Raw genomic sequence first — 26,000 nt, forward strand, 5'->3', positions numbered from 1 at the left:
TTGTGCTTTACTTGCTTCAATACCGCGCTAAAAAATTATAAAGTTTACATGACTTACTTTTTCCTCTTTTGCCCGATTAACAACGTGATCTGTGCCATTGTGAACGGTAATGAAGATTTTTTCCGATACGCTACGTACTTTGGTACCCAAAAATCTGCATATTTTAATTTGAAGTTTTTTAATCCTTTAAAATGATAGAAATGCTGTCCATGTAGAAAGATTTGTGCAGCTATTTTTTCACTTAAAAAGGAATACCTAGACTGTCCGACATTGGATAAAGGCGACATCCCCATATTAAAGACACGATAGCCTTCTGATTTTGCCCATTCAAATAGTGATAAGAAAATGAAATCCATTGTTCCAGATGGTGAGCCTGGCTTAAAACGTATCAGATCTACTGAAATCCTTTCTCCTTGATCATACATAGGCATAATACTAGCAAAGCCGAACGTTCCTTGCGTGCCACGTAAAACAGCAATATTGGAAGTGCTTAAATAGTGTTCATCAAAAAAACCAAGCGAAAAACCTTTCTCCGCCCTTCCCTGCAACCATTTTGTTGATACCTCTTTCAATTCCTTCATGACTTCCTGAGAATACGGAGGACTCAGTATTTCCACTATATAATTTTCTCTTTCAAACTTATTTTTTATCGCTCGACTCCCCTTCATTTCTTTACCTGTGAATGTAAATTTCTCTAAATCTACAAAGGCTTCCTCACCAAGCTTAAAGAAACTATATCCATATTCGTGTAATGCAGAGAAAATTTTATTGTTAATCTCATAAAAGACAGGTGTATAACCATGCCTATCTGCCAATTCCAAAAATTCTTGGATAGCAGATAAAAAATCGGATTCATTTCCAACTGGATCTCCAAGAACGATAATCTTATCTGCATAAATTTGATAAGAGAATAAAACAGTTCCTTTTTCATTCCAATGTACAAATTTATCATGCAAAAAAATCAGATGTGAATACTCTGTTCCTTTATAGGTCGTCAAATGATTTTTAATGGCTTCCTCATGCTCATTGGATAAAAGTTTTACCATTTTCTTAGGTGTACGTATAAAATAACCTATATAAAAAATAACAATGGCGATAAGAATACCGATAATAGCACTATAAAAAAGGTCTTGATAATCGGTTATAATAAATTCCTGTAAGGCACTAGGAAAATGAATTTTGGCAGAAGGTAAATTGACATAACCAATTACCACATACATAGCTGTAATAACTGTTACTATAGCAAGGTCAAGTATGACAATTCCCCATGTCAAAACATAACTTTCTCGATAAAACTGCTTTTTGGAAACCATTAATAACACTGTGACTATTACCAAAAAAATAGCTTCTTCATAATCAAGGCCTTTAAAAATAGAAAATATCGCCGAACTACTTAGCACTACTATAGCGAGCTGATATGCCCTTTTTACTTTGTATTTTATCCCCCTACATAACCCTAGGAGGATAAAGCCTGCCGCTACCGTCATTTGGTGTGAGACATTCATGATTGGTGAGGATAAAAATTCCTGAGCAATTTTTAGACGACTTAGCACCCCTGGCATTGCTGCAGATAGTAATAAAATAATGCCAGAAATAAACACCAATATTGTTAATAGCATATGGCTTAGTTTCTGAAAAATAATATTTGGTAAGTCATCCCATGATTGATTCCACCGCATCCAATATTCTTTAATAAATAAGAGAGCGGAAACAAAAAATGGTAAAACAAAATAGCCAACACGGTACAGAATTAATAGAAACAACACTTTTTCATCAGCAATTCCTATACTTTGTGTTCCCCACAAAAAAACGAGATCAAAGGAGCCAACTCCGCCAGGTATCATACTGACTATTCCTGCACTAGAAGCAATTAAAAATATAGGAATTAATGTGGATAATTCTATTGGAATCTTTAAAATAAGCGTTAAAGCCCAGATTACGAAAAATACAGCAAGCCACTCAGCTATTGAAGTAACCATCAATTGAAGTGATATTTTTGGTTTTAAAGAGCTTTCCTTTTTATATCGAATCATATACATCGCCCAAAAAGCTGGTACATATAGGCTGACAAGAACAACTGCAATCGATAACCATCGTTCTTCTTTTAGCAACGGGAAATCCCAAAAGAATATATACATAATCCACGTTAACAAAGAAATCCCTGTTAAATAGAACAGGGTGACCGAAGCAATATTTCTTATCATACCTTCCTTATCGTCTTTATATTTGGAATAAAAATAATCACGTAAGAATATACCAACTAACCCTCCAAAGCCAATAAGGTTTGAAAAAGTATTTACGATAAATGAATGATTGAGCAAATTACGTTTATTGATGTTGATACCTAATATATTTGCTAAAATAACATCATAAAAAATCATTGGTGTAATCGCGAAAAAGGTGATTAGGAAAATCAATAAAAGTTCCCATAGCTGAAGCTCGTTCACTTCTTCTTTTAGTAAATGAACATCTATTCCACTCACTGACTGTTGGATTTCATAAATAGCTACCACCAAAAGTAATATTGGAAATAGAATCTTTAAAAATTTCAATAATGTCTCTTTTCGGACGTTAAACATATGCCTAACCTACTTCCCATGAGCTAACTTAATACTTCTATTACCTAAATCAGTTTATTTTTTAGGTAACTGACTATTTCCATATTGTAATATATCTTTGCTATATGTATTGTCAAAGTAAAGTACTACTATTCATACTAATCAACAAACAATTTGAACAATTTTCCTCACCTTCCTACTCCTATCCCATCACCCCAAAAAGACATTTTCATTTCCCTTATATATTAGAGAAATAAAAATGTCCATATTCAATAAAAATAATCATTTTAAAGCATACCTTAATAAGGAGGCTTCTTTCTACTCCATGATATTCAAATTTACCTAATGCCTCTTATGTATCGGGATATGGAGCTTCTTGCATTCTCGTAAATAAAGCTTTTAGAACGCCTCCTAAAATTTACTATTTCGGCTAAAAATTTTAGGTAACTAATCATTAAATATAATAACGATGAATAGGACGTCCTACGTTTCCATATTGTATATCTACTTTTAATAGTTTCTGCTTTTCTAAAAAGTCTAGATAGCGTCTAGCTGTAACACGTGCTGTACCTATATATGCTGATACCTCCTCCGCTGATACTGCCTCGCCACTTTTTTTTATATATGCAAGTACCTTATCTAAGGTAGCTCGATTAAACCCTTTTGGGAGTTCTTCCATAAGAATGGCATCCATTCCTGTTGTTTCTACTATAATTTGTTCAGGAAGACGCTGTTGCATTAAATGATCGACATCATGCTGAGTTAAATCTTGCATGCCACTTATTTTCCTTCTATAGCTTTGATAATTTTTTAAAGTCTGCTCAATCCGCTCAAACGTAAAAGGCTTCATAATATAATCATAGACACCTAAGTGTAAAATTCGCTGCACTGTGGGCATATCATTCGCAGCTGTTACAGCAATAACATCAACATGAATATGCTCTTCTCGGATTTTCCCTAACGTAATAATGCCATCCTGCTCTGGCATAAAAATGTCCATAAAGACAAGCTCTGGGGTTAATTGTTTAATTTTTTGAATTCCCTCAATTCCATTGCTAGCATAGCCAACTAATGAAAAACCTTTGATTTGTTCAATAAATTGTCTGTTCACTTCTCGTACCATTGGATCATCTTCAATCAATAAGACATTTATTACATCCATTTATACTTCTCCTAACTCAAATAAAATTAAGAAACTTGTTCCTTTCATAAATTCACTTGTTATTTCAATATCTCCATTGCCTTTTCTTACAATTTCATAGACTAAATGCAAGCCAATGCCTCGATTTTCACTAGCCTTGGACGAAAATCCATTTTCAAACATACGCTCCTGCACCTCTTTGGTCATGCCAATTCCATTATCGGTAACTGCAATCGCTAAGACGCCATCATGCTCGTCTACAGAGATGGCAACATATTTTTCTTCCTTCGAAAGGACATTTAAAGCCTCAAAAGCATTTTCAATTAAATTGCCAAACAACACAACAAAATCATGATGATCTAATAGAGGTGGAAAGCGTTTAAAATGACTTTTCCGATCAATTTCAACCTCAATGCCCAATTCTTTTCCATAGCTTACTTTACTTAATAACAAACCTGAAATATTTTCATTATGAAAGCGTTCATTTAAAAACTTCGTCAATGAGGCTTCATTTTCAGTAGTAACAGTAACATATTCAAGTGCTTGCTTTGTATGCCCCAATTGCAGTAGTCCCGCAATCGTATGAATCTTATTTTTATGCTCATGGGTTTGTACACGTAATGCTTGAACAAAGGCCTTTACACCTGTTACTTCCTCCGCAAGCTTTTTCACAGCTGTTAAATCCTTAAACATAGCAACTGCACCAACTAGCTCTCCATTCACAATAATAGGTACACGATTACTTAAGATACTATGATGATTAATGTAAAGCTCTTGATCATAAACAGGTGTTGCTGTTTCAACAATTTCAGGCAGACGGGTATCAGGCAAAACGTCATAAATCTTTTGTCCAATACAGTCCTCTATTTTCCTAGTAACCCCTAAAATTTCGGCCGCTTTTTCATTAAAAATGGTGATATTCATTTCCTTATCGACCGCTATTATTCCCTCATGCATGGCATTAAAGGTCTCTGTTCTTTCCACATACATTTTTGCAATTTCATGAGGTTCAAGCCCAAACATTTGTTTTTTTATATGTCGTCCAAGTGTATAGGCACCGAAAATACTGAAAATCAGCGATATAATAATAGTTATCATAATTTCTCGCTCATAACTTTGTAACATTTCCATAAAATCTGGTAAGGAATAGCCAACGACTACAATGCCCACTTGTTCCCTTTTATCATTAATAATTGGCACGAAAGCCCTTATCATAACACCTGATTCTCCACGTGCCTTTGATACATAATAATGTTCACTAAATGCGGCGTTTAAATCCTGCGACTCACTGCGTTTTCCTATTTCTTTACTTACTGGGTGTGATAGTTTAATACGTTCCATATTCATTACAACAATATACTCGGCCTTATGAATCACTCTAATGCCATCTACAATTTTATTAATACTTTTTGCAGATTCTTTTATATTGTCATTTTCCAAATGTACACTAAGCTCTGGTACATTTGATACAGTTCTTGCCACAAGCATTGCCCGCTGTCCAAAATCTCTTTCCTGTTCAGATAATAGGTTACCGAGTAAGAAAATACCACCTAGTAAAAAGGAGAGTGCAATGATTAAAAATGTCACTAACAGTATTTTGCCGTTCACAGGCATTTTCATCATTAAAAAATTCCTTCCTTTCAAATTTGCATTCTCATAATCACTGGCACACATATTTAGTTTTAAGATTATCTGCAAAAAAATCTTTTGACAACACCTTTAGTCTATATAAGTAGCAGAAAATATTGAATTTAATGAACAATATTATAAATTGATAATTTAAAAAGAACTTAATTATCACTCTATGTTTTTGTATTATAACAATCATTAATGAACTATAGCGTACCATAACAGGAATAGTTATTGATATTACTATATTTATATGTAATTGTAAGTAAATGTACTTAATGAACGATATGTTTCTTATTTTCTAAATCTCTTTTTTAAAGAAATATTCGCTATGATACTTTTAGTGAAAGCGATATCAAAGAGAAAATTTAGAAAAGAGGTAGCAAAAAATGAAGTTACTGAAAAATTTGACTGTTCAGGTTATAGTGGCTATCATTCTTGGGATCATTGTTGGAGCCATTTTTCCCGAGTTCGGTGCCAGCTTGAAAATCTTAGCAGACCTATTCATCAAATTAATTAAAATGTTAATTGCCCCTATAATTTTCCTAACAGTCGTTATTGGAATCGGCAGTATGGGAGATATGAAAAAGGTCGGGAAAATCGGAGGAAAGGCATTGCTTTACTTCGAAATAGTTTCCACAATTGCATTAGCAATCGGAATTGCTGTTGCTTTAATCGTAAGTCCTGGTACAGGCTTGGATACATCAGGTGCATCTGATGCTGATATTTCAAAATATACAACTGCTGCAGCTGAATCTGAGCAGGGCTTGGGTGCCTTCATTTCTAGTATTATTCCAGAAAATGTAGTTGGTGCATTGGCAACAGGTCAGTTATTACCAGTCCTATTCTCTGCTGTTTTATTTGGCTTAGCAGCTGCTTCAATAGGCGCACCCGCAAAACCAGTCATCACATTCTTTGAGCAAGTAGCAGAGATATTCTTCAAGATTGTAAGTATGGTTATGAAAATATCACCAATCGGAGCTTTTGGTGCAATGGCCTATACAATTGGGAATTTTGGTTTAAAATCTTTAGGTAATCTAGGTTTATTAATGGCTGCCGTATATATAACAATGTTTTTATTTGTTGTCTTTATTTTAGGTGCCATTGCAAAGTTCTTTGGATTCAACATCTTTAAATTTATCGCTTATATCAAAGATGAGATTTTCTTAGTAATTGGGACTTCCTCTTCTGAATCAGCTCTGCCATCTATGATGCGAAAGCTTGAGAACTATGGTTGCTCGAAGCAGGTTGTAGGTTTAGTCATTCCTACTGGGTACTCCTTCAATCTAGATGGAACTTCCATCTACCTGTCCATGGCTGCATTGTTTATCGCACAAGCATATGGAATGGAGCTAACTTGGATTCAAATCATTACACTGCTCGGAATTTTAATGATTACTTCTAAAGGTGCAGCAGGTGTAACAGGCTCAGGTTTTATTACATTAGCAGCAACTTTGGCTGCCTTCCCAATGATACCAGTGGAAGGAATAGCGCTGTTAATCGGTGTAGATCGCTTTATGTCTGAGGCTCGTGCTGTAACTAATTTAATTGGTAATGGTGTAGCTTGTGTTGTCGTGTCAAAATCTGAAAAAGAGTTTGATATAGCTATGGAAGAACGTGCACTGCAAGGAAAGACCACTATTTCTTCCTAAGAAAAATGGTAGGAATGATAGCCATCTCTGTTTCACTACACTCTTTATCATTCAAGTAAAAGCTATGTACTTATGGTTTGGCGCTAACAACAAACATTTAGCTTACACTATCACTCAAAATAAAATGTTTACACTCTAGTAAAAAAGTGAAAGTTAATAGTAAGAGGTGATAGTGAATGAATGATAAAAAACAGGCGAAAACACGTAATACGAATAACCCTGATGTATTGGATACAGATAAAGAAAGCATTTTTGATAAACACGAGGACATGAAAACAGTAGATCCAATACCTGTCGAAGAATTGAATGAAAAAGTAAAAGATGAACAACATAAAACCAAAACTAAGGATTCCTCAGCAACAGATAAGCGCTATCCATAATGTGAAGGTGAAATTTTTAATTATCGTGCTACAAAAATGAATAAATAAAAAAGTCGACCTAATTCATTATTATAGGTCGATTTTTTTATATACTATTTGTTAAAGGGGGTAAATCATGAGTAACATACCAATTATGAAAACGGAAAGGTTACTATTAAGACCTATTACACATAAGGATTTAGAAGCAATGTTTCACTACTCTTCCAGTGAAAATGTGGCGCGTTATGTGACATGGCAAGCACACACTAGCTTAGAGGACACAAAGGCTTTTATGGCATTAATATTTGACGGTTATCAGCAAGGCAATCTGATGTTATGGGGTATTGAATATGCAGGCACAATTATTGGAACGATTGATTTTGTCACGATTAATGATACCCATAAATACGCGGAAATTGGCTATGTGCTTTCTGAGGATTTTTGGAATAAGGGGTTTACAACAGAAGCAACGAAAAAACTCATTGACTTCGGTTTTAATGAATTAGATTTAGTACGTATCCAAGCACGATGTTTTGAAGAAAATATTGGATCCCAAAAGGTTATGGAGAAGTCAGGTATGCAGTTTGAAGGGCTATTACGGAAAAGTATGTTTGTTAAGGGACAATACCAAAATGTAAAAATGTACGCTATAACTGATGAAGATTATAGAAACCTCTAGAAAATAAAGCCTTGCTAAGATTTGCAAGGCTTTATCATTACAACCATCTTTCTATACAGTATATCTTTTTAGCTGTGGCATCTATCCTTACTCGTTTGCCTATCGCAATTGGATGCATAGGATGTGTATGACAAATATCCACCTCTGCTAATATAGGAATCTTTATTCCATCCAATTGTTCAAGTAGAATATCATATGGCTGTCGACCCGTTCCTAAATCATCGTAGCATTCATGTTTCCCCAAAATAATCCCACTAACTTTGTCAAAGACACCATGCAATTTTAGCATTGCAAAATTCTTTTCAACAACAGCAGCATTTTTTAAACAGTCCTCCACTAATAAAATATCACCTTCCACAATTTTAGGGAAATACGGCGTACCAATAAATCCATACATGGCATTGGCATTCCCACCAATTAACCTTCCTTCAGCAACCCCACCCTGAATCGCTAACCATTCATTCTTTTGGAGTTTTTTATCCACTGTCTTCTCAAGCCAATTAACAGGTTCATCCGACCAATAAGAAGGGATTGGAATTTCGTAAGGTAATGCTTGGGGTTTAAAGAAATAATGCTCAAAAAATTTGAAGGTATCATTTACTAATGGTTCAAACTCACCAAAGGAAGGTACGAGGGCTGGACCATAAAAAGTTGAAATACCTGTCTTTGCATAAAGTGCCAGTAGAACGGCCGTTGCATCCGAATAACCTACGACCATTTTGGGATGTTGATGAAAAGCCTCATAATCAATATAAGGTAGCATGCTATTGGCATTGGTGCCTCCTATTGTAGACATAATCATATCCACATTTGGATTGCGTAATAACTCATTCAATTCTTCTGCTCTTTCTTTTGGCGAACCTGAACGATAATAATCGGATTTACCAGTTAGAGAACCTGTCACGATTCGAAAATTTTTATTCTCGAGAAATGCTTTAGCACGTTCATATCGTTCCAAAGCCGTCACCGTTGCTGGGGAGGACGGTGAATAAATGCCGATGTTTACTTTTGAAGTCATACGTTAGTTCCTTTCCCAATCAATAGTTTTGACATATAGTATTCATTAATATATTGTCCATCTACATACAACGAAGCCCGCTTCGTTCCCTCGATATCAAAGCCCATTTTCTTATATAAAGCAACACCAGCCTCATTATTTTCCATGACGGTTAATTCTAGACGATGTACACCATTCTCCATTGCCCAATTTTCTACGTGTTGAAATAAAGCCGTTCCAATTTTTCTTCCTCTATAGTCACTATGTATGCCTATGACAAGATAAGCACGGTGAGCAATTCTTTTCGGCTCATTGCCTTGTACAATTAAGTACGCCACAACCTGCTCATCCATTTCAGCTACGAACAAAGCTGAGTGGTGACTATGATATAGCTTGTCTATATACTCCCCAAATGGCTTAGGTGCAAAATTGCTCTCACCTGGTCCAAATAACATAAAATTTGATGCCTCTGCATTTGTCATAACAGTTATAATTCGTTCACTGTCATGTCGGGTTGCTTCTCGTATGATCATGTTGGACACGTTCTCCTTCTAAAATATAGTCACCTGAATCCTCAATTCTTTTGTATTTATATGGACATTGCCACCGATAGGGAATGTAAAAATCGGCTGAGTATGACCAAAATCCACATCATATAATACAGGGATAGCTTTTAATAGTGGATGCTTGTCTAAAATAAAATGTAATTGTTCTTCTGTCATCGCAGAAGCTCGTTGAAATCGACCTATTGCCAATCCTTTAATTGTAGTCGTTGCTTGCAATAATGACGTGAGATCACGTGCAAAAATGGCAGGATTCACAAGCTCATCATCCTCTAAAAATAAAATACAATTCGATAAATCAGGCATGTAAGCTGTTCCTTGCAATAAATTTAACGTACATAAATTACCACCATAAAGCTGTCCACTCACTGCGCCTTCCGAATAGACCTTCCAGCTGGCTGCCTCAAAATGACGATTTTCCTGATCAATATACCATGCATCATCACTCCAAATGCTAGACGCAACTAGAGAAAATGGATTCTTCTCCATTAAACATTTTTGAAAATAGGAAAGCTGATATTCTTGTGCTTGCACCATACGAAAGCTAGAAAAATGTGGCCCTGAATAAGTGATAAAATCGCATTTTGTAGTAATAGCTGTAGATAAGGCCGTGATATCACTAAACCCACAAAGTATCTTCGGATTTTCAGCAATCATTTGATAATCTAAATAAGGTAAAACTTCATTACAGTTGTATCCCCCAATCACCGTGAGTATCGCCTTCACTTGTGGATCTCGAAAAGCTTCATGTATATCCACAACACGGTGCATGATGGATGAAGAGTGCTGCAAATCACATTCAAAAATGTGGGCACCAAATGATACGCGAAACCCTAATCTTTCCAATATGATCTTCGTTTGTTCAACCATCTCTACTTTTAAAACTTGGGCACTTCTACTTGGAGCAATAACACGAATCTCATCACCCAGTGTTAGTTTTGCTGGAATTCTCATACTTTCTTCCTCCCTTCTAATAGCTTTGAATTTTAGCTACTAACTTTTCATTCCTAAAATGGAGTGTCTCAGTATCTATGAGTGCGTATTCTTGTAATGTGGGATGATTTTTTATCCAGCGATCAAATGCCCTCCTTCTCTCTTGATCATTATAATGGGGACAATAGGTACCTGATAATAGCCCTAAGCCATTCCATTCCTCAAAATCATCATATGTATTTTCACTATAGCATTTTTCAAACCAGCACATTGCCCCAGCACTGATGCCAGCTAATATAATCCCTTTTTGATAAGCTTCCTTTAACAATTCATCAAAACCATATTCTCGCCACTTTTCAAGAAGATAGCCTGTATTCCCACCACCCACATAGATAATATGCTGCGCTAATAATTTTTCTCGAATGCTTCTATCACGCATATCTTTTTGCAAGATATGGGTTGCATCACAATGATGGAATGCTGCATAAAACTTCTCGATATACCCTTGTGCATCATTACTTGCTGTGGGAATAAAACAAATTTTAACTCGTTCATTTTTCTGAGTTTGTCGTAAAATGTACTCATCGATAAATGAAGGGTTCTGCTGAGAAAACCCACCACCTGATAGGGCAATGATTTGTCTTATCGGTTCATTATTTTTACTTAATTCATAGACAGCTTGTTCCTGCCCAAATCTTTCTAACACCTGTACATTCTTCATTCCTAATTTTTCGAGCAAGCGACATGATGCCTTGTTCGCTGTTTGTGTTTCCGCCACAATAGATTCTATATTCAGATAATTTAAACCATCCTGAATTACCTGCGTTAGCACTTCAAAAGCTAACCCCCTCCCCCAAAACTGAGGTAAAAATTGATAGGAAAGCTCATATAACTCCTTATCATGGTATTCATCGATCGAGACAAGACCTATAAATTCACCTGTCTCCTTTAAGGTGATATATAAATATGTATTAGGGAATGGCGCTTCTAGCATGCCTTTAAAAGATGCTTCTATATAGCTGTTTGATGGAACACCACCGAGATAAGTTCGAACTTGTTTATTAGAGTAGAGTTTTTGTATATCTGTAAAATGCTCTGGTTGTAATTGTTCGATTACACAATTAGTTGACATGATTTTCATAACAACTAGCCCCCTTCTTTATGTCAAAGTTTAATCTAACTCTCACGATGAAATCAAATCTTTTTTCCAATTTTTTCTTAAAAATAGTATAAAAAAGTAGTGACCAGCATGAATTGCTGTATCACTACCTGCATTATTGCCCGTATTGTTCAAGTAATCGTTGCGTGTTGGTCGATTGTTCGAGTACCTTTTTCTCTTTTGCCCAATAAACCAAATATTGTGCATCATCCACACGAAAAACCATTTGCTGTAACTCTTCATCAAGTTCAGAACTAATAGCCACTTTTAATATTTCTACCTCATAAAGAGGCTTACCCTTCATTTTATAAACGATATGATATACAGGCTTTTCTTCAAAAATAGTTCTTTCCTTTTTGGAAAGCTTCCTTACATGACTTAAAGGATATTTCTCAATAAAGTCTTGTGCTTCATCGCCTGTAGCACGAAATAGTGATTGATCTCCTTGGAATAATTCAATGTGGTCAATTTCTGTGGCATGATCTAGAACAAGAGAAATTGCTTCATCTTCACTTTTTTCTCTGTTTTGCATAATAAAAGCACCGACTAATAAAATACCAGCGAATATAACAAGTCTCCATCTGCGTTTCGTCATTTGCCCTTACCCGTTCAAGGCCTTTTTAACAAAGCGATTTATATCAACATCAGCGCCTATAACAAGCATAATATCTCCTAATAAAATCTTGTCACTAGCCTGTGGAGATACGATAATATCAGCCCCACGTTTAATTCCTACAATGTTGATGCCATATTTAGCGCGAATATCTAAATCCATAATGGAATAGCCAGCAATCGCATCATTAGCCTTTAATTCCATAATGGAGTGTTCATCTGATAGCTCTAAATAATCTAGAACAGTATTCGACAACATATTATTAGCAATACGAATACCCATATCTCGCTCTGGATGGACGACAAAATCTGCGCCAATTTTACGTAAAACCTTTTCATGGTAATCGTTTTGAGCTTTTACTGTAATTTGCTCAACACCAATTTCCTTCAAAATGATTGTTGTTAATATACTTGCTTGTATATCTTCCCCAATTGCTACAATCACGTGCTCAAAATTACGAATACCTAATGAATTCAACACCGATTCATCGGTTGAATCTGCAATAACAGCTTGTGTCGCAATGGAAGCAAACTCATCTACACGCTCTGAAGAATGATCAATTGCCATTACCTGTGCGCCCTGACTCATTAATTCACGAACAATACTACCTCCAAAACGTCCAAGCCCTATGACTGCAAACTCTTTTTTCATCATAAAAATCCCTCCGAAAACTACTATACCACCATTGTAGCCTATTCTCTGCGATATGTATTGTCAAAACAAGAGCCAATTCGTCAATGGTGGACAACAAAAAAGACGAGGATCTCAATCCCCGTCTTCAACATATCGTTATTATTCAGCGTTACGCATCTCATCTAAAACGCGATTTACACGCTTTTCTAGCATTTTCATACCACTACCACCAGCTTGCATATGACGCAGCTGTCCATCTTTATCGAACACAAAATATGCTGGAACATATTGGTTTTCAAAAGCATCTGTTAGCTTCATTTCACTGTCTACAAAGATTGGTTGTACAATATCATGCTCTGCTGCTACTGCTTTAATTGTATCTAAATCAGTATCTGCCTCAGAACGTGGCATATGTACTGCTACAACGTTTAATTCATCTTTATATTGATCGCGGAAATTGTTCACATCTGGCATTGCTTCTTTACATAAATGACAGCTTACTGACCAGAAGTGGATTAATGTTGGTTTTTTGCCTACTAATTCTGCTTTAGTTACTTCACCATTTAACCAAGTCGTTGCGCCAACTAATTCAGGCATTTGTTCACGAAGTTTCATAAAAATCCTCCTCTAAAAGATCGTTTGTCTTCAAATATTTAGATAACGGGGTAAAAAAACTCTTTCCCAAAACAAAAATTCAGTTAAAAGTCCCCACAAGCTTGTCGTGGGGACTTTTAATTTTTCGCATAATCCTCTATTTAAATTATAGAGTTGCTTGGCCTGGACGCCAGTTAGCTGGGCAAAGACCACCAGTTTGTAGTGCTTGAAGTACACGTAGTGTTTCATCAACATCACGGCCGATGTTGTTATCAAATACTGTTTGGTATTTTAATTCGCCTTCTGGGTTGATGATGAATAAACCACGTAATGCGATACCTTCTTCTTCAATTAATACACCATATTCTTTAGATACTTGATGGTTTGTATCAGCAGCTAATGGGTATTTTAATTCACCAAGACCATTTTGCGTACGGTCTGTGTTAATCCATGCTAAGTGTGTATGGATTGTGTCAGTAGAAACACCGATTACTTCTGCATCTAAGTCTTCGAACTCGTCATAACGATCGCTCATTGCAGTGATTTCAGTTGGACATACAAATGTAAAGTCCATTGGATAGAAGAAAAGAACTGTCCATTTATCTTGTGCTTTAATATCTTCTAATGATACTTTACCAAATGATTTGTCTGAAAGTACTGCTTCCATTGTAAAGTCAGGTGCTTGTTTACCTACCATGCGTTCTGCCATAATAAATCCCTCCGAATAAATATGTAGTTTATATATTCCATTCGCACTAGCGAACTCGTCTTCTACGATAGCAGAGTAACCGCAGTTTTTCAAACAAGTAAACTCCGCCCGTTTGGATGATTGAAATGGATTGACAAAAATTCGTCAAATCCATAACTGGAATTATTGCTACTGTCTATCTACAAGCTATCTTTGACAATAATATTCTACACTATTCAAAATTTTTCTCATTTTCATTTATACCCCTTTTCACAACTTTTTATAGCTATTTTTTTCACGAAAAACGATTGCAAATTTTTTATTATTATGTATAATTGTAATGGTTTTAGTAAACTAAAAGTTTCGTTAAAGTAAACTTCATATTTCAAAAGTTTATCATTGCTAAACTTCTCTTAGGAGGGAAAAGATGCAAATAGGAGCAAAAATTAAAGCGCTTCGTTTAAAAAAAGGTCTTACCCAAGAGGAACTTGGAGAACGTACAGATTTAAGCAAAGGTTATATTTCCCAATTAGAACGGGATCTAAACTCACCTTCAATTGAAACATTATTTTCAATATTAGAAGTATTAGGGTCAAGACCCAAAGACTTTTTTGATGATGAATCACCTGAACAAAAGGTTGTTTATACAGAGGAAGATCAATCTACCTATACAGATGAAGAAAAAAAATATGAAATTCAATGGCTGATTCCTACTTCGAATGAAAAAGAGATGGAACCCATTTTCTTAACCTTTGCGGCAGATGGCGAGTTCAAACAGTTTGAGCCTTCACTTTCTGAAACATTTATTTATGTGGTTAAAGGGCGTATTCGTCTCGTTTTAGGGAATGAACAGTATATCGCAAGTGAAGGTAACGCACTTTATTATGACGCGACAGACCATCATCAGATTTTTAATGCACATGATGATGAAACAAAAATTTTACTTGTCGCAACAGATTCTTATTTATAGCTTAAGGAGGCGCATCCATGACAACCAATTCAATTATCCGCTTTGAAAATGTTTCAAAGTCATATAGTGACGGCACCGTCGTTTTAAAAAATATCAATTTGGAGCTTGAAAAAGGGAAATTTTATACACTCCTTGGTCCATCAGGTTGTGGTAAAACAACCATTTTACGAATTATTGCAGGATTTACGGAACCTACAACAGGAAATGTATTTTTCCATGATAAAAAGATTAATGCAGTTCCTGCCAATGAACGTCAAGTTAATACTGTTTTTCAGGATTATGCGCTGTTCCCTCATTTAAATGTGTTTGAAAATGTCGCATTTGGCCTACGTATTAAAAAGCTTCCTGAAAAGGACATAAAAGAGCGTGTAGCTGAAGCCTTAAAGTTTGTCAATTTGGCAGGGTATGGTAACCGCGAAATATCTGAAATGTCTGGTGGACAACGACAACGTGTCGCGATTGCACGTGCCATTGTCAATGACCCTGAAGTAATTTTACTGGATGAGCCACTTTCAGCTTTAGACTTAAAGCTACGTACAGAAATGCAATATGAGCTACGTGAATTACAGCAACGTCTTGGCAAAACATTTGTCTTTGTTACACATGATCAGGAAGAAGCACTTGCCATGAGTGATGAAATTTTTGTCTTAAGTGAAGGCCAAATTCAGCAATCAGGTACACCAGTGGATATTTATGATGAACCGATTAACCGCTTTGTTGCTGATTTTATTGGTGAATCCAATATTGTACCTGGCGTGATGATTGAGGATTTCAAGGTTGAATTTGCTGGCAATGTTTTTGAATGTGTTGACCAAGGGATGAAGCCAAATGAAAAAATAGATATTGTCATTCGACCAGAAGATTTAGAAATGACAACAATTGATAAAGGCAAACTTGTGGTAAAAGTGGATACACAATTATTCCGAGGGGTACATTATGAATTATCCACATATGATAAAGATGGTAATGAGTGGCTAGTCCATTCATTGAAGAAAGCAGAAGTAGGGACTGAGATTGGTTTAGACTTTGATCCTGAGGCGATTCACGTAATGCGCTTAAACGAAACAGAGGAAGAGTTTGATAAACGATTAGAATCGTATGGAGACGATGAAGATGCAAACTAAAACATCGAAATCAGCGTTATTTCCATATGTGTTATGGATTGCCTTTTTCGTTATCGCGCCAATTGCACTCGTTGTTTATTATTCCCTGCTTGATTTACATGGCAACTTTACGCTCGATAACTACAAAGCGTTCTTTTCTTCGGTTTACTTAAAGATGACTTTGAGCTCGTTTTGGTATGCATTTTTAATTACATTCTTTACACTATTAATTTCATACCTAACTGCTTATTTTTTAACGAAGACAAAGCATAAACAACTTTGGCTTCTACTTATTATTATTCCTTCATGGATTAATCTTTTGTTAAAAACATATGCCTTTATCGGCATCTTTGGGTTATACGGGCCTATTAATGCATTTATCGAAGTATTTGGCTTTGATCCAAAGCAAATGCTCTTTACCGATATTAGCTTTGTCTTTGTGTCGGTCTATATCTTTATTCCATTTATGATTTTACCGATCTTCAATTCTTTAGATCGTTTAAACCCAACACTCATTTATGCAGCACGTGATTTAGGTGCTTCGGCTTTTACAACCTTCCGTCGTGTTGTTTTACCATTGACAATGGATGGCGTTAAATCTGGTATTCAAGTCGTCTTTATCCCTGCCCTATCCCTGTTCATGATTACTCGCTTAATTGCAGGGAACCGTGTCATTACTCTAGGCACAGCGATTGAACAGCAATTCCTTGTGACACAAAATTGGGGTATGGGTTCCACTATTGCTGTATTCTTAATTTTATTCATGGTGATTATCATGCTAATTACGGGACAAAAAGATAAAGGGGGTGGCGTACGATGAACAAACTATCTGCTTCAGCCAAAGTCTATTTAACAATTGTTTTTATCGTTCTCTATGCTCCAATTTTCTATTTAATCTTTTACTCGTTTAATAGTGGCGGCTCCATGAATAATTTTGAATCCTTTACTTTGGAGCATTATCAAGCTGTTTTTGAAGATTCACGTCTTCTTGTTATATTAATAAATACGGTCATCGTGGCATTACTTTCTGCTCTCATTTCTACTATTATTGGTACGCTGGGAGCAATTGGGATTGTGACGGTTAAGGATTCTAAAATGCGTAATACTTTATTATCCTTAAACAATGTCTTAATCGTCAGCCCAGACGTTATTATCGGGGCTAGCTTCTTAATTTTATTTACAATGGTAGGCATTAAACTGGGCTTTGCATCTGTTTTATTAGCGCATGTCGCATTTAGTGTACCGATTGTGGTATTAATGGTTTTACCAAAGCTACTAGAAATGAATAACTCATTAATCGATGCAGCATTAGATTTAGGAGCAACGAAAAAGGACGTTATGATGCGTGTCATTCTTCCTTATATTCAGCCAGGTATTTTTGCAGGCTTCTTCCTTGCCCTTACGTATTCATTAGATGATTTTGCCGTGACATTCTTTGTAACAGGTAATGGCTTTAGTACTTTATCCGTAGAAATTTATTCAATGGCCCGCGCAGGAATTTCTCTAACGGTGAATGCAATTTCTGGTTTAGTATTCTTTGTTACGGTTTTAGTTGTTGTTGGTTATTATTTCATTACTAGTCGTACGAGTAAAAGAATGGAGGGTCAACGATGAAGTCACTAATTCAAGCTACCATCGCCATCCTTTTCGTTTCAGCCCTTTTATTCTACGCGGCTGATGCCTTAAGTGCTGGTGGCGGTAAAAGTGGAAAAGACACGTTAACCATCTTTAACTGGGGAGAATATATTGATCCTGATTTGTTAAAAGAATTTGAAAAAGAAACAGGCATTCATGTTATCTATGAAACATTCGATTCCAATGAAGCTATGATGACAAAGATTCAACAAGGCGGAACAGCTTACGATATTGCTGTCCCTTCTGAATATATGATTGAGAAGATGAAGGAAGAAAAATTATTGATTCCTTTAGATAAGAAGAAAATCCCTAATTTAAAAAATATTGATCCTTACTTTTTAGATTTACCATTCGATGATAACAATAAATATTCTGTCCCTTATTTTTGGGGAACAGTAGGTATTGTCTACAATCCAAGCCTTGTTGGAGACTTAGACTTCTCCTCTTGGGACGATCTATGGGACTCTTCTTTAAAGCGAAAAGTCTTTTTAGTAGATGGTGCGCGTGAAGTCATGGGCATGGGCTTAAACAGTCTTGGCTATTCTCTGAATTCACTAGATGATCAGGAACTTCGTGAAGCTACTGACAAATTAATCACACTCGCACCAAATGTAAAAGCGATCATTGGAGATGAAATTACACCGTTAATGATTAATAATGAGGCAACTGTTGCCCTTACATGGTCTGGCCAAGCAGCTGACATGATGTATGAAAATGAAGAGTTAGACTTTGCTGTACCTGAGGAAGGCTCAAACTTATGGTTTGATAATATGGTCATCCCAAAAACATCGAAAAATATTGATGGTGCCCACGCATTTATTAACTTCATGCTAAGTGCTGAATCAGGTGCTCAAAATGCCGATTTTGTAGGCTACTCTACTCCTAATATTGCAGCCATGGACTTGATGGACGCAGAAGTTGTTTCCGACGAACGCTACTATCCTTCTGAAGAACAACGCGATACATTAGAGGTCTACAAAAATTTGGGACCTGATTATTTAGGGAAATACAACGAATTATTTTTAGAATTTAAAATGAGTATCCGATAATTAAACTAGCGAATTGGTTTTCACACCAATTCGCTAGTTTTTTTCTCTGCCTATCTAACTTCCTATTAAATAAGAACATTTTCAATCGACTATTTGTATTATTATATTTAGAAAATATTTTATCTAAATTTTAATAGATGCTCCCATCATCTGTTATAGGAAACTTTACCTATAGATTTTTTCATCTAATCTGCATAAATTTATATTTTCTTTATCCATTGTATTAACAATAAATAAGCCATAAGTGTACTTTTGGTATTCCATAATTTTGATGCCACTACTATAACAGTCGCTACAATTTATAGACCATTACAGACAAACTCACAAATTTTTTAATTCTTCTTTTATAAGAGAAATCCATCGATTGTTGTTGCTCGATTCTATAGTTCTCCTCCCTCAATTTTTATGACTAAAATGTATTATTTCATCATCCTTAGGTACGCAGATGAAAACTTTTGTGGAAAACCATTCTAAATATAGAACCAGTACGATAATCTTAACTATTAGCCAAGCAATAATTCTTTATGATAGACTGTACTAAATTTGATTACAAAAAGGGGGTTCATTCGATGACCCAGCAGAAGTCCAATAAGGCGGCTTTGTATATTTTAATGTTTAATATGTTTATCGCAATGGGGAGTATTGGCATTATTATTCCTGTCATGCCAGAGTATTTAAAAATATTTGGTGCAGCAGGACAAGTTCTAGGTATGCTAATCGCAACGTTCGCCTTAGCTCAATTCGTATTTTCTCCTATTGCTGGGAATCTTTCAGATCAGTACGGTCGAAAAAATTTAATCATTTTCGGTCTTATCGTAACAGGTCTTGCACAAATCGGATTTGGCCTTGCTACAGATGTATGGATGCTCTTTTTAGCACGATTTTTAGGTGGTCTAGGTTCTGCATTTGTTGCTCCTCCTATTATGGCTTTTGTCGCTGACGTCACAACCTATGAAGAACGCGGGAAAGGTATGGGGATGTTGGGTGCCGCTATGTCTCTTGGCTTTATGATTGGACCTGGTATTGGTGGCTTTTTAGCAAAGGTAAGCTTACATTTCCCATTTTTCACAGCTGGAGCTGCAGCCATTGTAGCATCTATTTTATCTTACTTTTTATTACCTTCTACCAAACCAAACACTGCGCAACAGAAACAAAAGCAAGACAATCTGGCGAAGCAAATGGCTCGTTCCATACATATGCCTTATTTTGTTATGCTCATAATTATGCTGGTGTTCTCGTTTGGAATTGCAAATTTCCAAACGACATTGTCATTATTTGTGACAGAAAAGTTTAATTACACACCTGTAGATATAGCGATTATATTAGTTGTTGGTGGTGCTTTTGGAGTAGTAGTACAAATGTTTATTATTACACCACTGTTCAATCGTTATGGTGAAATGAAAGTAGTACTAGTTAATTTGTTTATTGCATCCGTTGCTATTTTCTTAATATTATTTGTTTCTGGCTTTGCCCTTATATTAGTTGTAGCAACAATTTTCTCTACAGCAACGACATTAATTCGTCCAGCTGTTAATACACTTATCTCAAAACTTGCAGAAAAAGAGCAGGGATTCGCTGCGGGCTTGAATAATGCCTATATGAGCCTTGGGAATATGATTGGACCCGCTTTGGCAGGTTTATTATTTGACTGGAATATGAATAGCCCCTATATTTTTGGTTCTATCATATTATTAGCTTGTTTCTTCCTTGCACTCATCTGGACAGTGAAAAAAGCACCTCATTTAATGCAACCCGATACAAAATAGTCTGAAAAATCATTGACTATTTTTAGCAGTATGTTACATTATTGTTGATTCACTAAATTGAATAATCTTAACCACTAGGGGAGTCTTTAAAAGGCTGAGACGTATATGGTAATATACGGACCCTTTGAACCTGATCTAGTTCACACTAGCGGAGGGAAGTGGCGCTACTTGCTGTTATCACTATATACACGCAAGGCCGCTTCCTATTGTTTAAAGGGAGTGGCCTTTTTATTTTTCCTCACCAACTTTACCAAAAGGAGTGAACTTTATGTCAATTCGTAAATTAACAGTCATGGCTTTATTAGTAGCCATTGCTGTTGCAGGCTCTACTTTCGTATCCATCCCAACAGGCATCGCACGTGCTTACCCCGTTCAGCATGCGATTAATGTGATAGGAGCTATTATACTTGGACCCGTACCAACAGTTATAGTTGCCTTTGTCACTGCCATCATTCGTATTCTTACTGGAACAGGCTCTCTACTAGCCATCCCGGGTAGTATCATCGGCGCGTTCTGTGCTGCCTTTGCCTATAAATATAGTAATAAAATGTGGTTAGCTAGTATCGGAGAAGTTATCGGAACTGGCATTTTGGCTTCACTTATTGCCGTCCCTTACGCAAAATTATTCATGGGAACATCTGTAGCAGCATTCTTCTTCCTACCAGCCTTTTTAACATCTAGTACAATCGGCGCCATTTTAGGTGTAATGGTTGCGAGTAGCTTGCGTAAAACAGAGCTAGTAAAGAGGTTTCATTCTTCTCTTTATTGAGAGGGATTGAATTATGAGCATTCATTGAGCTGGGGTAGTCCAATTTGGAGCGCTTTTCTTCTCTTTATGAGCAAAGAGCCTACTTTTTAGATAATTCTTACCCTCTTTACAAAGGGGAGAGCTCTCTATTTCAAGGAATATAAAAAGCAGTGCAAAACTATTCGAGTTTGCACTGCTTCCTCTATTTTAAGATCGTTTTTTCATGCCTTTTAACAACTGTGCTACATTCGTGTCTTCTGGTATAGTTTTTTCCTCAACCAGCGGCTCTTTTTTCTTCGCATTCGTTAGGAAATTCCAACCAAAACGTCTTATGGTAATATCAATAAAGAAAAGAAGCATACTCGCTAAGAGTAGCCATGTGGCAATATTTTGCCGATCTGCTCCTTTTGTCGTAAAGTCACGGAAGACATCTTGTGGTTCCCTTAAAACAGTGCCTCCTGTTCGTTGCGTTAACTCTTCTATCAGTTGGTTATTTACAGGGAGTAGCTCGTATTCAGCACTATAAGGAACACTTAGCCCTGCCTGATAAATGGCCTGCTTTTCATCTGCTACACGGAAGAAAATTAATCCAGGTTCAGCTTGTACTACAGCTCGAACTTGGGATGCGGAAATGGTTTCAAGTTGTGTTTCTAGCTCCTCCCCTGCTTCATTTACTGCAACAATATCTAAAAATGCAGCTTCATTTGTAGGGTCTGTAATCATAAAGGAACCATCTGCTTCCAATCTTACATCATAGGCTACATCATTGTAGCTTGGTAGCATTTGAGAAATAAGTGTTTGCCAAAATACTCCCCAATTTTGCCATCTTGCCCAATCTCCTGTCCATTTACCCGTTGAATCAGATGTAAAGGCAAATGTTTTACCAAGACCATATTGCCACTGCGCTAACACAGGATCTTCCTTTTCGCTTTCTGCTACGACAGTAGCCCCCTGTTTTGCCGTTGTCCCAATGTATGCATTCATTTGTGGGACACCATTAGCAAACAGTGCGTTCCATCCTGCTGCATTATAAATTGCAGGGTAAAATGGATTGTCCTCAATATAGGTACGGGAAATCATAGCAGTTTCACGAGATAAAATAGAAGGAATGGTTTGCTCATCTATGACATCATAGAAACGTCCACTGCCCATGTCACTAAGTGCTTCTAATAAGTTCGCATCGGCATCTTGTCCAATCGCTACTGTCGATAAGGTTATACCATCTTCTTTTCCTTCAGTAATTAAATCCTCATAGTTCCCTGCCTGTGATTGCCCATCTGTTAAGAGAATAATATGCTTACGTTGGAGCTTTAAATCAGCAAGGTTCTCGTAGGCTTTAGCTAATGAACTATAGATTTCTGTTCCCCCACCAGGTGTTACGGATAAAATAGTATCCACAGCCTCTTCTTTACTGCTAAGTGGCCCTGTCTCTATAATCTCCCAAGGACGATCATCAAAGGCGATGAATCCTAATGTATCCTCATCTCGCAACATCTCAACAGAACGTGCCGCAGCTTCCTTAGCAAGCTCTAGCTTCGAGCCTTGCATACTGCCAGAACGGTCAAGTACAATCACTAATCCTAAGGAAGGTAATTGCTCTTTGCCCTTAATTTCCATTTCCACTGGCAATAAGGTTTCAATCGGTGTTTTAAAGTAGCCGCCTAGACCAAAACTATTTTCTCCACCAACCATTGTAAAACCAACTCCAAAGTTTTTGACTGCTTGCTCAATAACACTCATTTTTGCTTCACCTACTAAATGACCTGGTACATTGTCGAAAATAATAGCATTATATTGCAAATAGCTGGATAGTTCATTTGGTAGACTTTTAGGTGCTACAACATCATAGGCAATGGATTGACTACCAAGTGCTGCTGCGATGGGTGAAGCTGTATCATAACCATTAACGATTAATAAATGTGGTTCACTTTGAACCATTGTGACACTAGTTAACTTATTGTTTTCAAAAATAGCATCCTGACCAACTTGAACAACGGCTTCATATTTTACAAGTCCTTCAGCTGTTGCTGCATGTTTATAGGTAAACACATTCGTGCCTTCTGTCAGCTCAACTGCCTCTCGATGAATAAGCTCATCATTTTCATATAATAACAGCTCACCTTGGCCTGTTGAGGTTGCATATATGTCTGTCACTAATTGTTGTTGCTCTCCAACATAAGCCACCTGAGGGGATACAAAGCTTTTTAGTGATACATCATTGACAACGGGTTGACTAAAAGGCTTAATATCCACACTAATATTGGACCCTTTCAACTTCGTAGCAAATTCTAAAGCATCTCCCTTTGTCTCATTACTATCTGTTAATAGCACAAGACGAGTTGCTTTTTTAGGATCTATAATCCCTGAAGCAAGCTGTAGACTTTGTTCTATATTCGTTTGATCGGTAGCTTTGATTTCAGTTAGTTTTGGTACTTCCTTTAATGTTTTAGACAAAATAGCTTCTGTTTGTAAAGTAGAGGAAAATGAATAAATGCCCCCAAGTTGTGGTTCTTTTTTTGATTGTAGGCTCTCCTGTATAAACTGAACCATCTCATCTTCCGTACCATTCATAGAAGCAGAACGATCTACTAAATAAACAATTTGTTCTTCTTTTATTGGTAATAATAGATATGGACCTGCGAGTGCAAAAACTAAACAGCCTGCTGCCACTATGCGAATAGTAAGTACAACAATATGACTTCTTTTGAGTCGCCGCCGCTCATGAAAGTATGTCCATCCAAAATACAAAAATAATGGAAGGAGTAACAACAATACTAACGGCATATCAATTCGTAAATCCACGACGTCGTTGCACCTCCCACTCTGAAACAAGCAATAGTAAAATAATTACAATTAGCCAAGGCACGAAAGAGGTCATCGACACTTCTTCCTTTCCGTTGTCTGAGATATCACCTAATGTAAAGCTTGTTCCTTGTTCAATAACACGTTCTTGGGCTTGCAATTGCACAATCAATTGTTTTTCCTCATTATTTGAGCGTACCATATAAATGCCTGGCTGTTTGGGCGCAGTTAGCATACCCTTGGTAACAGACGAAAGAAACTCGTCCTCTTGCGAATAAACATTCCAGTCTCCTTGCGCTAAAGCAACTGCACGTTGTTCATTGGGTGAAAAAATCCCAAGTGACCCAACTGATTCTGTTAGCTGCTGCTCTGTACTCCATAGAAATAGTGGGAATGATGGATGTAAGGGCCAATCTGTATCAGCAATATCCGCTAAAACAACGATATCTCCTTTAGGGGAGCGTTGGATGAATGGCTCTTCTCCAACAGAAGCAATCGTTTCATAGTCCGCAAAGCCAGGATAAACAGCACTAACATAAACATCCTTTAGTTCACTAAAGGCAAATAATGCATCACTTCTAGTGCTTACCGTCCCATTCGCATCTACTTTTTCTGCATCATCACGACCAAATAATACGAGGGGGTTGTCCATCTTTTCCAATAAGGCTGATTGGTTTGTGATTATGGTAGCATCTTGATTGTCAGCTACTTGCAAGGAAGGGACGATTTTCACGCCACTACTAACTGTTTGAAAACCTTTTTGTATCAGTTGATGCAAGCCTTGATCAACAATAATTTTGGACGTAGTCGTTTGTAGTAAAACAGTTTGTTGATTGTCTATGTCATAATCATCTTTTGCATCAATAATAGCTGTCATCGATTTTGCTAAAGGCAAATCTTTAAATGTTTTCGTAATGGCTTCATTTGGAGGCACAACGACACTTTCTGCTACCAGCTCCTCACCCTCTGCATTATTCAATGCGAGTGTTACCTTTTGCTCGGTATTTGTATCATTATGGAGTTGGACAAGTGCCAACGAAGCTTGTCCATCTGTCGTAGCAGCAAAGCGGGTAATAGCGATATTTGTTAAGTCTTTTGTAGCACCTCTTACTAGCCATTTCACAGAATCATTGTCCATCGGTAATTGCTTTTTATCAAGTGTATCTGTAAAAACATAGATAGAAGTTGGTGTATCGCCCACAAATGCCTGTGCTACATCCAGCGCCTTATTCATTTCAGCAGTTTCATAGGTTACTTGTAAATCTTGAATAGCTTTTTTTATTTCACTCGTGTTGGTTTCTTGCTGTAAAACAGCTGTTGGTGTAGCGCCAGTTGTAATTAATGTGACAGGTCGACCATTCAATTCATCCATCAAGTTCAGCATTTCCTGTTTATGAGCGTCAAAGGTTGATTGCTCTTTGCCTGCCAGCATTGTGGCTGAAGTATCTACAATAAATATGGTTTGTGCACCAACAATGGTTGATTTTTTTATATAAGGATTCATCAATGCCAAAACAAGTAGCAGTAAAGCAAGAAGCTGTAAATATAGTAGGGCATTTTTTTGTAAATGCTTTAAATAAGGCGATACTCGCGTTTCCTGCATAATCTCCGACCAAAAAAGCGTCGAAGAAACTGTTTGATCTGTATATTTTTTTCGAAAGAAATAATAAAGTAGGACAATGACCGGGATGATGGCCGTCCAGCTAAATATAATTTGACTAAAGCCCAA

23 protein-coding genes and 1 riboswitch are annotated in these 26,000 nt (G+C 36.6%); of the genes, 10 read left to right on the top strand and 13 right to left on the bottom strand.

The features are described from left to right. Positions 1 to 53: 53 nt before the first annotated feature. The 3 genes from mprF to JIN86_RS16390 form a co-directional block, all read right to left on the bottom strand. On the bottom strand, positions 54 to 2,579 hold the full coding sequence (gene mprF / locus JIN86_RS16380) for a bifunctional lysylphosphatidylglycerol flippase/synthetase MprF (RefSeq protein ID WP_202342395.1): 2,526 nt from the start codon (positions 2,577 to 2,579) through the stop codon (positions 54 to 56). Positions 2,580 to 3,012: 433 nt separating this feature from the next. After that, positions 3,013 to 3,720 carry a response regulator gene (locus JIN86_RS16385; RefSeq protein ID WP_202342396.1) on the bottom strand — a complete coding sequence of 236 codons (708 nt, stop codon included), beginning with the start codon at positions 3,718 to 3,720 and terminating at the stop codon, positions 3,013 to 3,015. After that, positions 3,721 to 5,322, bottom strand: coding sequence for an ATP-binding protein (locus tag JIN86_RS16390; protein WP_202342397.1), 1,602 nt, complete (start codon positions 5,320 to 5,322; stop codon positions 3,721 to 3,723). Positions 5,323 to 5,717: 395 nt separating this feature from the next. Between JIN86_RS16390 and JIN86_RS16395 the strand changes: the two genes are divergently transcribed. From JIN86_RS16395 to JIN86_RS16405, 3 genes are all read left to right on the top strand, one after another. Beyond that, on the top strand, positions 5,718 to 6,980 hold the full coding sequence (locus JIN86_RS16395) for a dicarboxylate/amino acid:cation symporter (RefSeq protein WP_009371221.1): 1,263 nt from the start codon (positions 5,718 to 5,720) through the stop codon (positions 6,978 to 6,980). A gap of 176 nt (positions 6,981 to 7,156) precedes the next feature. Beyond that, positions 7,157 to 7,360: a hypothetical protein gene (locus tag JIN86_RS16400; protein WP_004224696.1), complete on the top strand. Its 204-nt coding sequence runs from the start codon at positions 7,157 to 7,159 to the stop codon at positions 7,358 to 7,360. A gap of 115 nt (positions 7,361 to 7,475) precedes the next feature. Further along, positions 7,476 to 8,018, top strand: a complete 543-nt coding sequence (locus tag JIN86_RS16405) for a GNAT family N-acetyltransferase (RefSeq protein WP_004224690.1) — start codon at positions 7,476 to 7,478, stop codon at positions 8,016 to 8,018. 37 nt (positions 8,019 to 8,055) lie between these two features. Here the strand turns inward: JIN86_RS16405 and JIN86_RS16410 are convergent, their stop codons facing one another. The 8 genes from JIN86_RS16410 to JIN86_RS16445 all read right to left on the bottom strand — a co-directional run bounded on the left by JIN86_RS16410 (position 8,056) and on the right by JIN86_RS16445 (position 14,219). After that, the gene (locus tag JIN86_RS16410) at positions 8,056 to 9,036 is read right to left on the bottom strand and encodes a S66 family peptidase (protein WP_004224689.1); all 981 of its coding nucleotides are present in this window, start codon (positions 9,034 to 9,036) and stop codon (positions 8,056 to 8,058) included. After that, positions 9,033 to 9,548, bottom strand: coding sequence for a GNAT family N-acetyltransferase (locus JIN86_RS16415; RefSeq protein ID WP_202342398.1), 516 nt, complete (start codon positions 9,546 to 9,548; stop codon positions 9,033 to 9,035). The genes JIN86_RS16410 and JIN86_RS16415 overlap by 4 nt, the downstream gene beginning before the upstream one ends. 18 nt (positions 9,549 to 9,566) lie before the next feature. Continuing rightward, entirely contained in the window at positions 9,567 to 10,532 is a 966-nt protein-coding gene (locus JIN86_RS16420) for a S66 family peptidase (RefSeq protein WP_202342399.1), read from the bottom strand. Positions 10,533 to 10,548: 16 nt separating this feature from the next. Continuing rightward, complete coding sequence (locus tag JIN86_RS16425; RefSeq protein WP_004224684.1) at positions 10,549 to 11,652, bottom strand: GNAT family N-acetyltransferase; 1,104 nt, start codon at positions 11,650 to 11,652, stop codon at positions 10,549 to 10,551. A 133-nt stretch (positions 11,653 to 11,785) separates the two neighbouring features. Next, entirely contained in the window at positions 11,786 to 12,265 is a 480-nt protein-coding gene (locus JIN86_RS16430; protein WP_202342400.1) for a hypothetical protein, read from the bottom strand. 6 nt (positions 12,266 to 12,271) lie between these two features. Continuing rightward, a complete protein-coding gene (locus JIN86_RS16435) occupies positions 12,272 to 12,934 on the bottom strand; it encodes a potassium channel family protein (protein ID WP_004224679.1) in 663 nt (220 codons plus the stop codon). A gap of 141 nt (positions 12,935 to 13,075) precedes the next feature. Beyond that, positions 13,076 to 13,531, bottom strand: coding sequence for a TlpA family protein disulfide reductase (locus JIN86_RS16440; RefSeq protein ID WP_004224678.1), 456 nt, complete (start codon positions 13,529 to 13,531; stop codon positions 13,076 to 13,078). A gap of 145 nt (positions 13,532 to 13,676) precedes the next feature. Continuing rightward, positions 13,677 to 14,219 (bottom strand): peroxiredoxin, encoded by a 543-nt coding sequence (locus JIN86_RS16445; RefSeq protein WP_004224676.1) that lies wholly within the window; start codon positions 14,217 to 14,219, stop codon positions 13,677 to 13,679. A 406-nt stretch (positions 14,220 to 14,625) separates the two neighbouring features. Here JIN86_RS16445 and JIN86_RS16450 point away from each other — a divergent pair, with 406 nt between their 5' ends. The 7 genes from JIN86_RS16450 (at position 14,626) to thiW (ending at position 21,490) form a co-directional block, all read left to right on the top strand. Further along, positions 14,626 to 15,168: a helix-turn-helix domain-containing protein gene (locus tag JIN86_RS16450; RefSeq protein WP_004224674.1), complete on the top strand. Its 543-nt coding sequence runs from the start codon at positions 14,626 to 14,628 to the stop codon at positions 15,166 to 15,168. Between the two features lie 17 nt (positions 15,169 to 15,185). Beyond that, the gene (locus JIN86_RS16455) at positions 15,186 to 16,292 is read left to right on the top strand and encodes an ABC transporter ATP-binding protein (RefSeq protein WP_004224673.1); all 1,107 of its coding nucleotides are present in this window, start codon (positions 15,186 to 15,188) and stop codon (positions 16,290 to 16,292) included. Further along, entirely contained in the window at positions 16,282 to 17,091 is an 810-nt protein-coding gene (locus JIN86_RS16460) for an ABC transporter permease (protein ID WP_202342401.1), read from the top strand. Before JIN86_RS16455 ends, JIN86_RS16460 begins: the two co-directional genes overlap by 11 nt. Continuing rightward, positions 17,088 to 17,885: an ABC transporter permease gene (locus JIN86_RS16465; RefSeq protein ID WP_202342402.1), complete on the top strand. Its 798-nt coding sequence runs from the start codon at positions 17,088 to 17,090 to the stop codon at positions 17,883 to 17,885. The genes JIN86_RS16460 and JIN86_RS16465 overlap by 4 nt, the downstream gene beginning before the upstream one ends. Next, a complete protein-coding gene (locus tag JIN86_RS16470; RefSeq protein WP_004224665.1) occupies positions 17,882 to 18,955 on the top strand; it encodes an ABC transporter substrate-binding protein in 1,074 nt (357 codons plus the stop codon). The genes JIN86_RS16465 and JIN86_RS16470 overlap by 4 nt, the downstream gene beginning before the upstream one ends. Positions 18,956 to 19,524: 569 nt before the next feature. Next, positions 19,525 to 20,721 (top strand): MFS transporter, encoded by a 1,197-nt coding sequence (locus JIN86_RS16475; RefSeq protein WP_004224664.1) that lies wholly within the window; start codon positions 19,525 to 19,527, stop codon positions 20,719 to 20,721. A 66-nt stretch (positions 20,722 to 20,787) separates the two neighbouring features. After that, positions 20,788 to 20,895: riboswitch (TPP riboswitch) on the top strand. Positions 20,896 to 20,989: 94 nt separating this feature from the next. Next, positions 20,990 to 21,490, top strand: a complete 501-nt coding sequence (gene thiW, locus JIN86_RS16480; protein ID WP_202342403.1) for an energy coupling factor transporter S component ThiW — start codon at positions 20,990 to 20,992, stop codon at positions 21,488 to 21,490. Between the two features lie 186 nt (positions 21,491 to 21,676). Here the strand turns inward: thiW and JIN86_RS16485 are convergent, their stop codons facing one another. Continuing rightward, positions 21,677 to 24,271 carry a VWA domain-containing protein gene (locus tag JIN86_RS16485; RefSeq protein ID WP_202342404.1) on the bottom strand — a complete coding sequence of 865 codons (2,595 nt, stop codon included), beginning with the start codon at positions 24,269 to 24,271 and terminating at the stop codon, positions 21,677 to 21,679. Further along, positions 24,255 to 26,000 (bottom strand): vWA domain-containing protein, encoded by a 1,746-nt coding sequence (locus JIN86_RS16490; RefSeq protein ID WP_202342405.1) that lies wholly within the window; start codon positions 25,998 to 26,000, stop codon positions 24,255 to 24,257. The genes JIN86_RS16485 and JIN86_RS16490 overlap by 17 nt, the downstream gene beginning before the upstream one ends.

It is taken from the genome of Lysinibacillus sp. HST-98 (genome assembly GCF_016757845.1).
Classification (GTDB): Bacteria; Bacillota; Bacilli; order Bacillales_A; family Planococcaceae; genus Lysinibacillus; species Lysinibacillus capsici.

Coding starts and splice junctions, on each gene's coding strand:
- JIN86_RS16455 (WP_004224673.1), top strand. CDS start 15,186: ATGACAACCAATTCAATTATCCGCTTTGAAAATGTTTCAAAGTCATAT.
- JIN86_RS16435 (WP_004224679.1), bottom strand. CDS start 12,934: ATGAAAAAAGAGTTTGCAGTCATAGGGCTTGGACGTTTTGGAGGTAGT.
- JIN86_RS16415 (WP_202342398.1), bottom strand. CDS start 9,548: ATGATCATACGAGAAGCAACCCGACATGACAGTGAACGAATTATAACT.
- JIN86_RS16405 (WP_004224690.1), top strand. CDS start 7,476: ATGAGTAACATACCAATTATGAAAACGGAAAGGTTACTATTAAGACCT.
- mprF (WP_202342395.1), bottom strand. CDS start 2,579: ATGTTTAACGTCCGAAAAGAGACATTATTGAAATTTTTAAAGATTCTA.
- JIN86_RS16440 (WP_004224678.1), bottom strand. CDS start 13,531: ATGAAACTTCGTGAACAAATGCCTGAATTAGTTGGCGCAACGACTTGG.
- JIN86_RS16385 (WP_202342396.1), bottom strand. CDS start 3,720: ATGGATGTAATAAATGTCTTATTGATTGAAGATGATCCAATGGTACGA.
- JIN86_RS16400 (WP_004224696.1), top strand. CDS start 7,157: ATGAATGATAAAAAACAGGCGAAAACACGTAATACGAATAACCCTGAT.
- JIN86_RS16445 (WP_004224676.1), bottom strand. CDS start 14,219: ATGGCAGAACGCATGGTAGGTAAACAAGCACCTGACTTTACAATGGAA.
- JIN86_RS16450 (WP_004224674.1), top strand. CDS start 14,626: ATGCAAATAGGAGCAAAAATTAAAGCGCTTCGTTTAAAAAAAGGTCTT.
- JIN86_RS16425 (WP_004224684.1), bottom strand. CDS start 11,652: ATGAAAATCATGTCAACTAATTGTGTAATCGAACAATTACAACCAGAG.
- JIN86_RS16420 (WP_202342399.1), bottom strand. CDS start 10,532: ATGAGAATTCCAGCAAAACTAACACTGGGTGATGAGATTCGTGTTATT.
- JIN86_RS16410 (WP_004224689.1), bottom strand. CDS start 9,036: ATGACTTCAAAAGTAAACATCGGCATTTATTCACCGTCCTCCCCAGCA.
- JIN86_RS16430 (WP_202342400.1), bottom strand. CDS start 12,265: ATGACGAAACGCAGATGGAGACTTGTTATATTCGCTGGTATTTTATTA.
- thiW (WP_202342403.1), top strand. CDS start 20,990: ATGTCAATTCGTAAATTAACAGTCATGGCTTTATTAGTAGCCATTGCT.
- JIN86_RS16465 (WP_202342402.1), top strand. CDS start 17,088: ATGAACAAACTATCTGCTTCAGCCAAAGTCTATTTAACAATTGTTTTT.
- JIN86_RS16395 (WP_009371221.1), top strand. CDS start 5,718: ATGAAGTTACTGAAAAATTTGACTGTTCAGGTTATAGTGGCTATCATT.
- JIN86_RS16460 (WP_202342401.1), top strand. CDS start 16,282: ATGCAAACTAAAACATCGAAATCAGCGTTATTTCCATATGTGTTATGG.
- JIN86_RS16390 (WP_202342397.1), bottom strand. CDS start 5,322: ATGATGAAAATGCCTGTGAACGGCAAAATACTGTTAGTGACATTTTTA.
- JIN86_RS16470 (WP_004224665.1), top strand. CDS start 17,882: ATGAAGTCACTAATTCAAGCTACCATCGCCATCCTTTTCGTTTCAGCC.
- JIN86_RS16475 (WP_004224664.1), top strand. CDS start 19,525: ATGACCCAGCAGAAGTCCAATAAGGCGGCTTTGTATATTTTAATGTTT.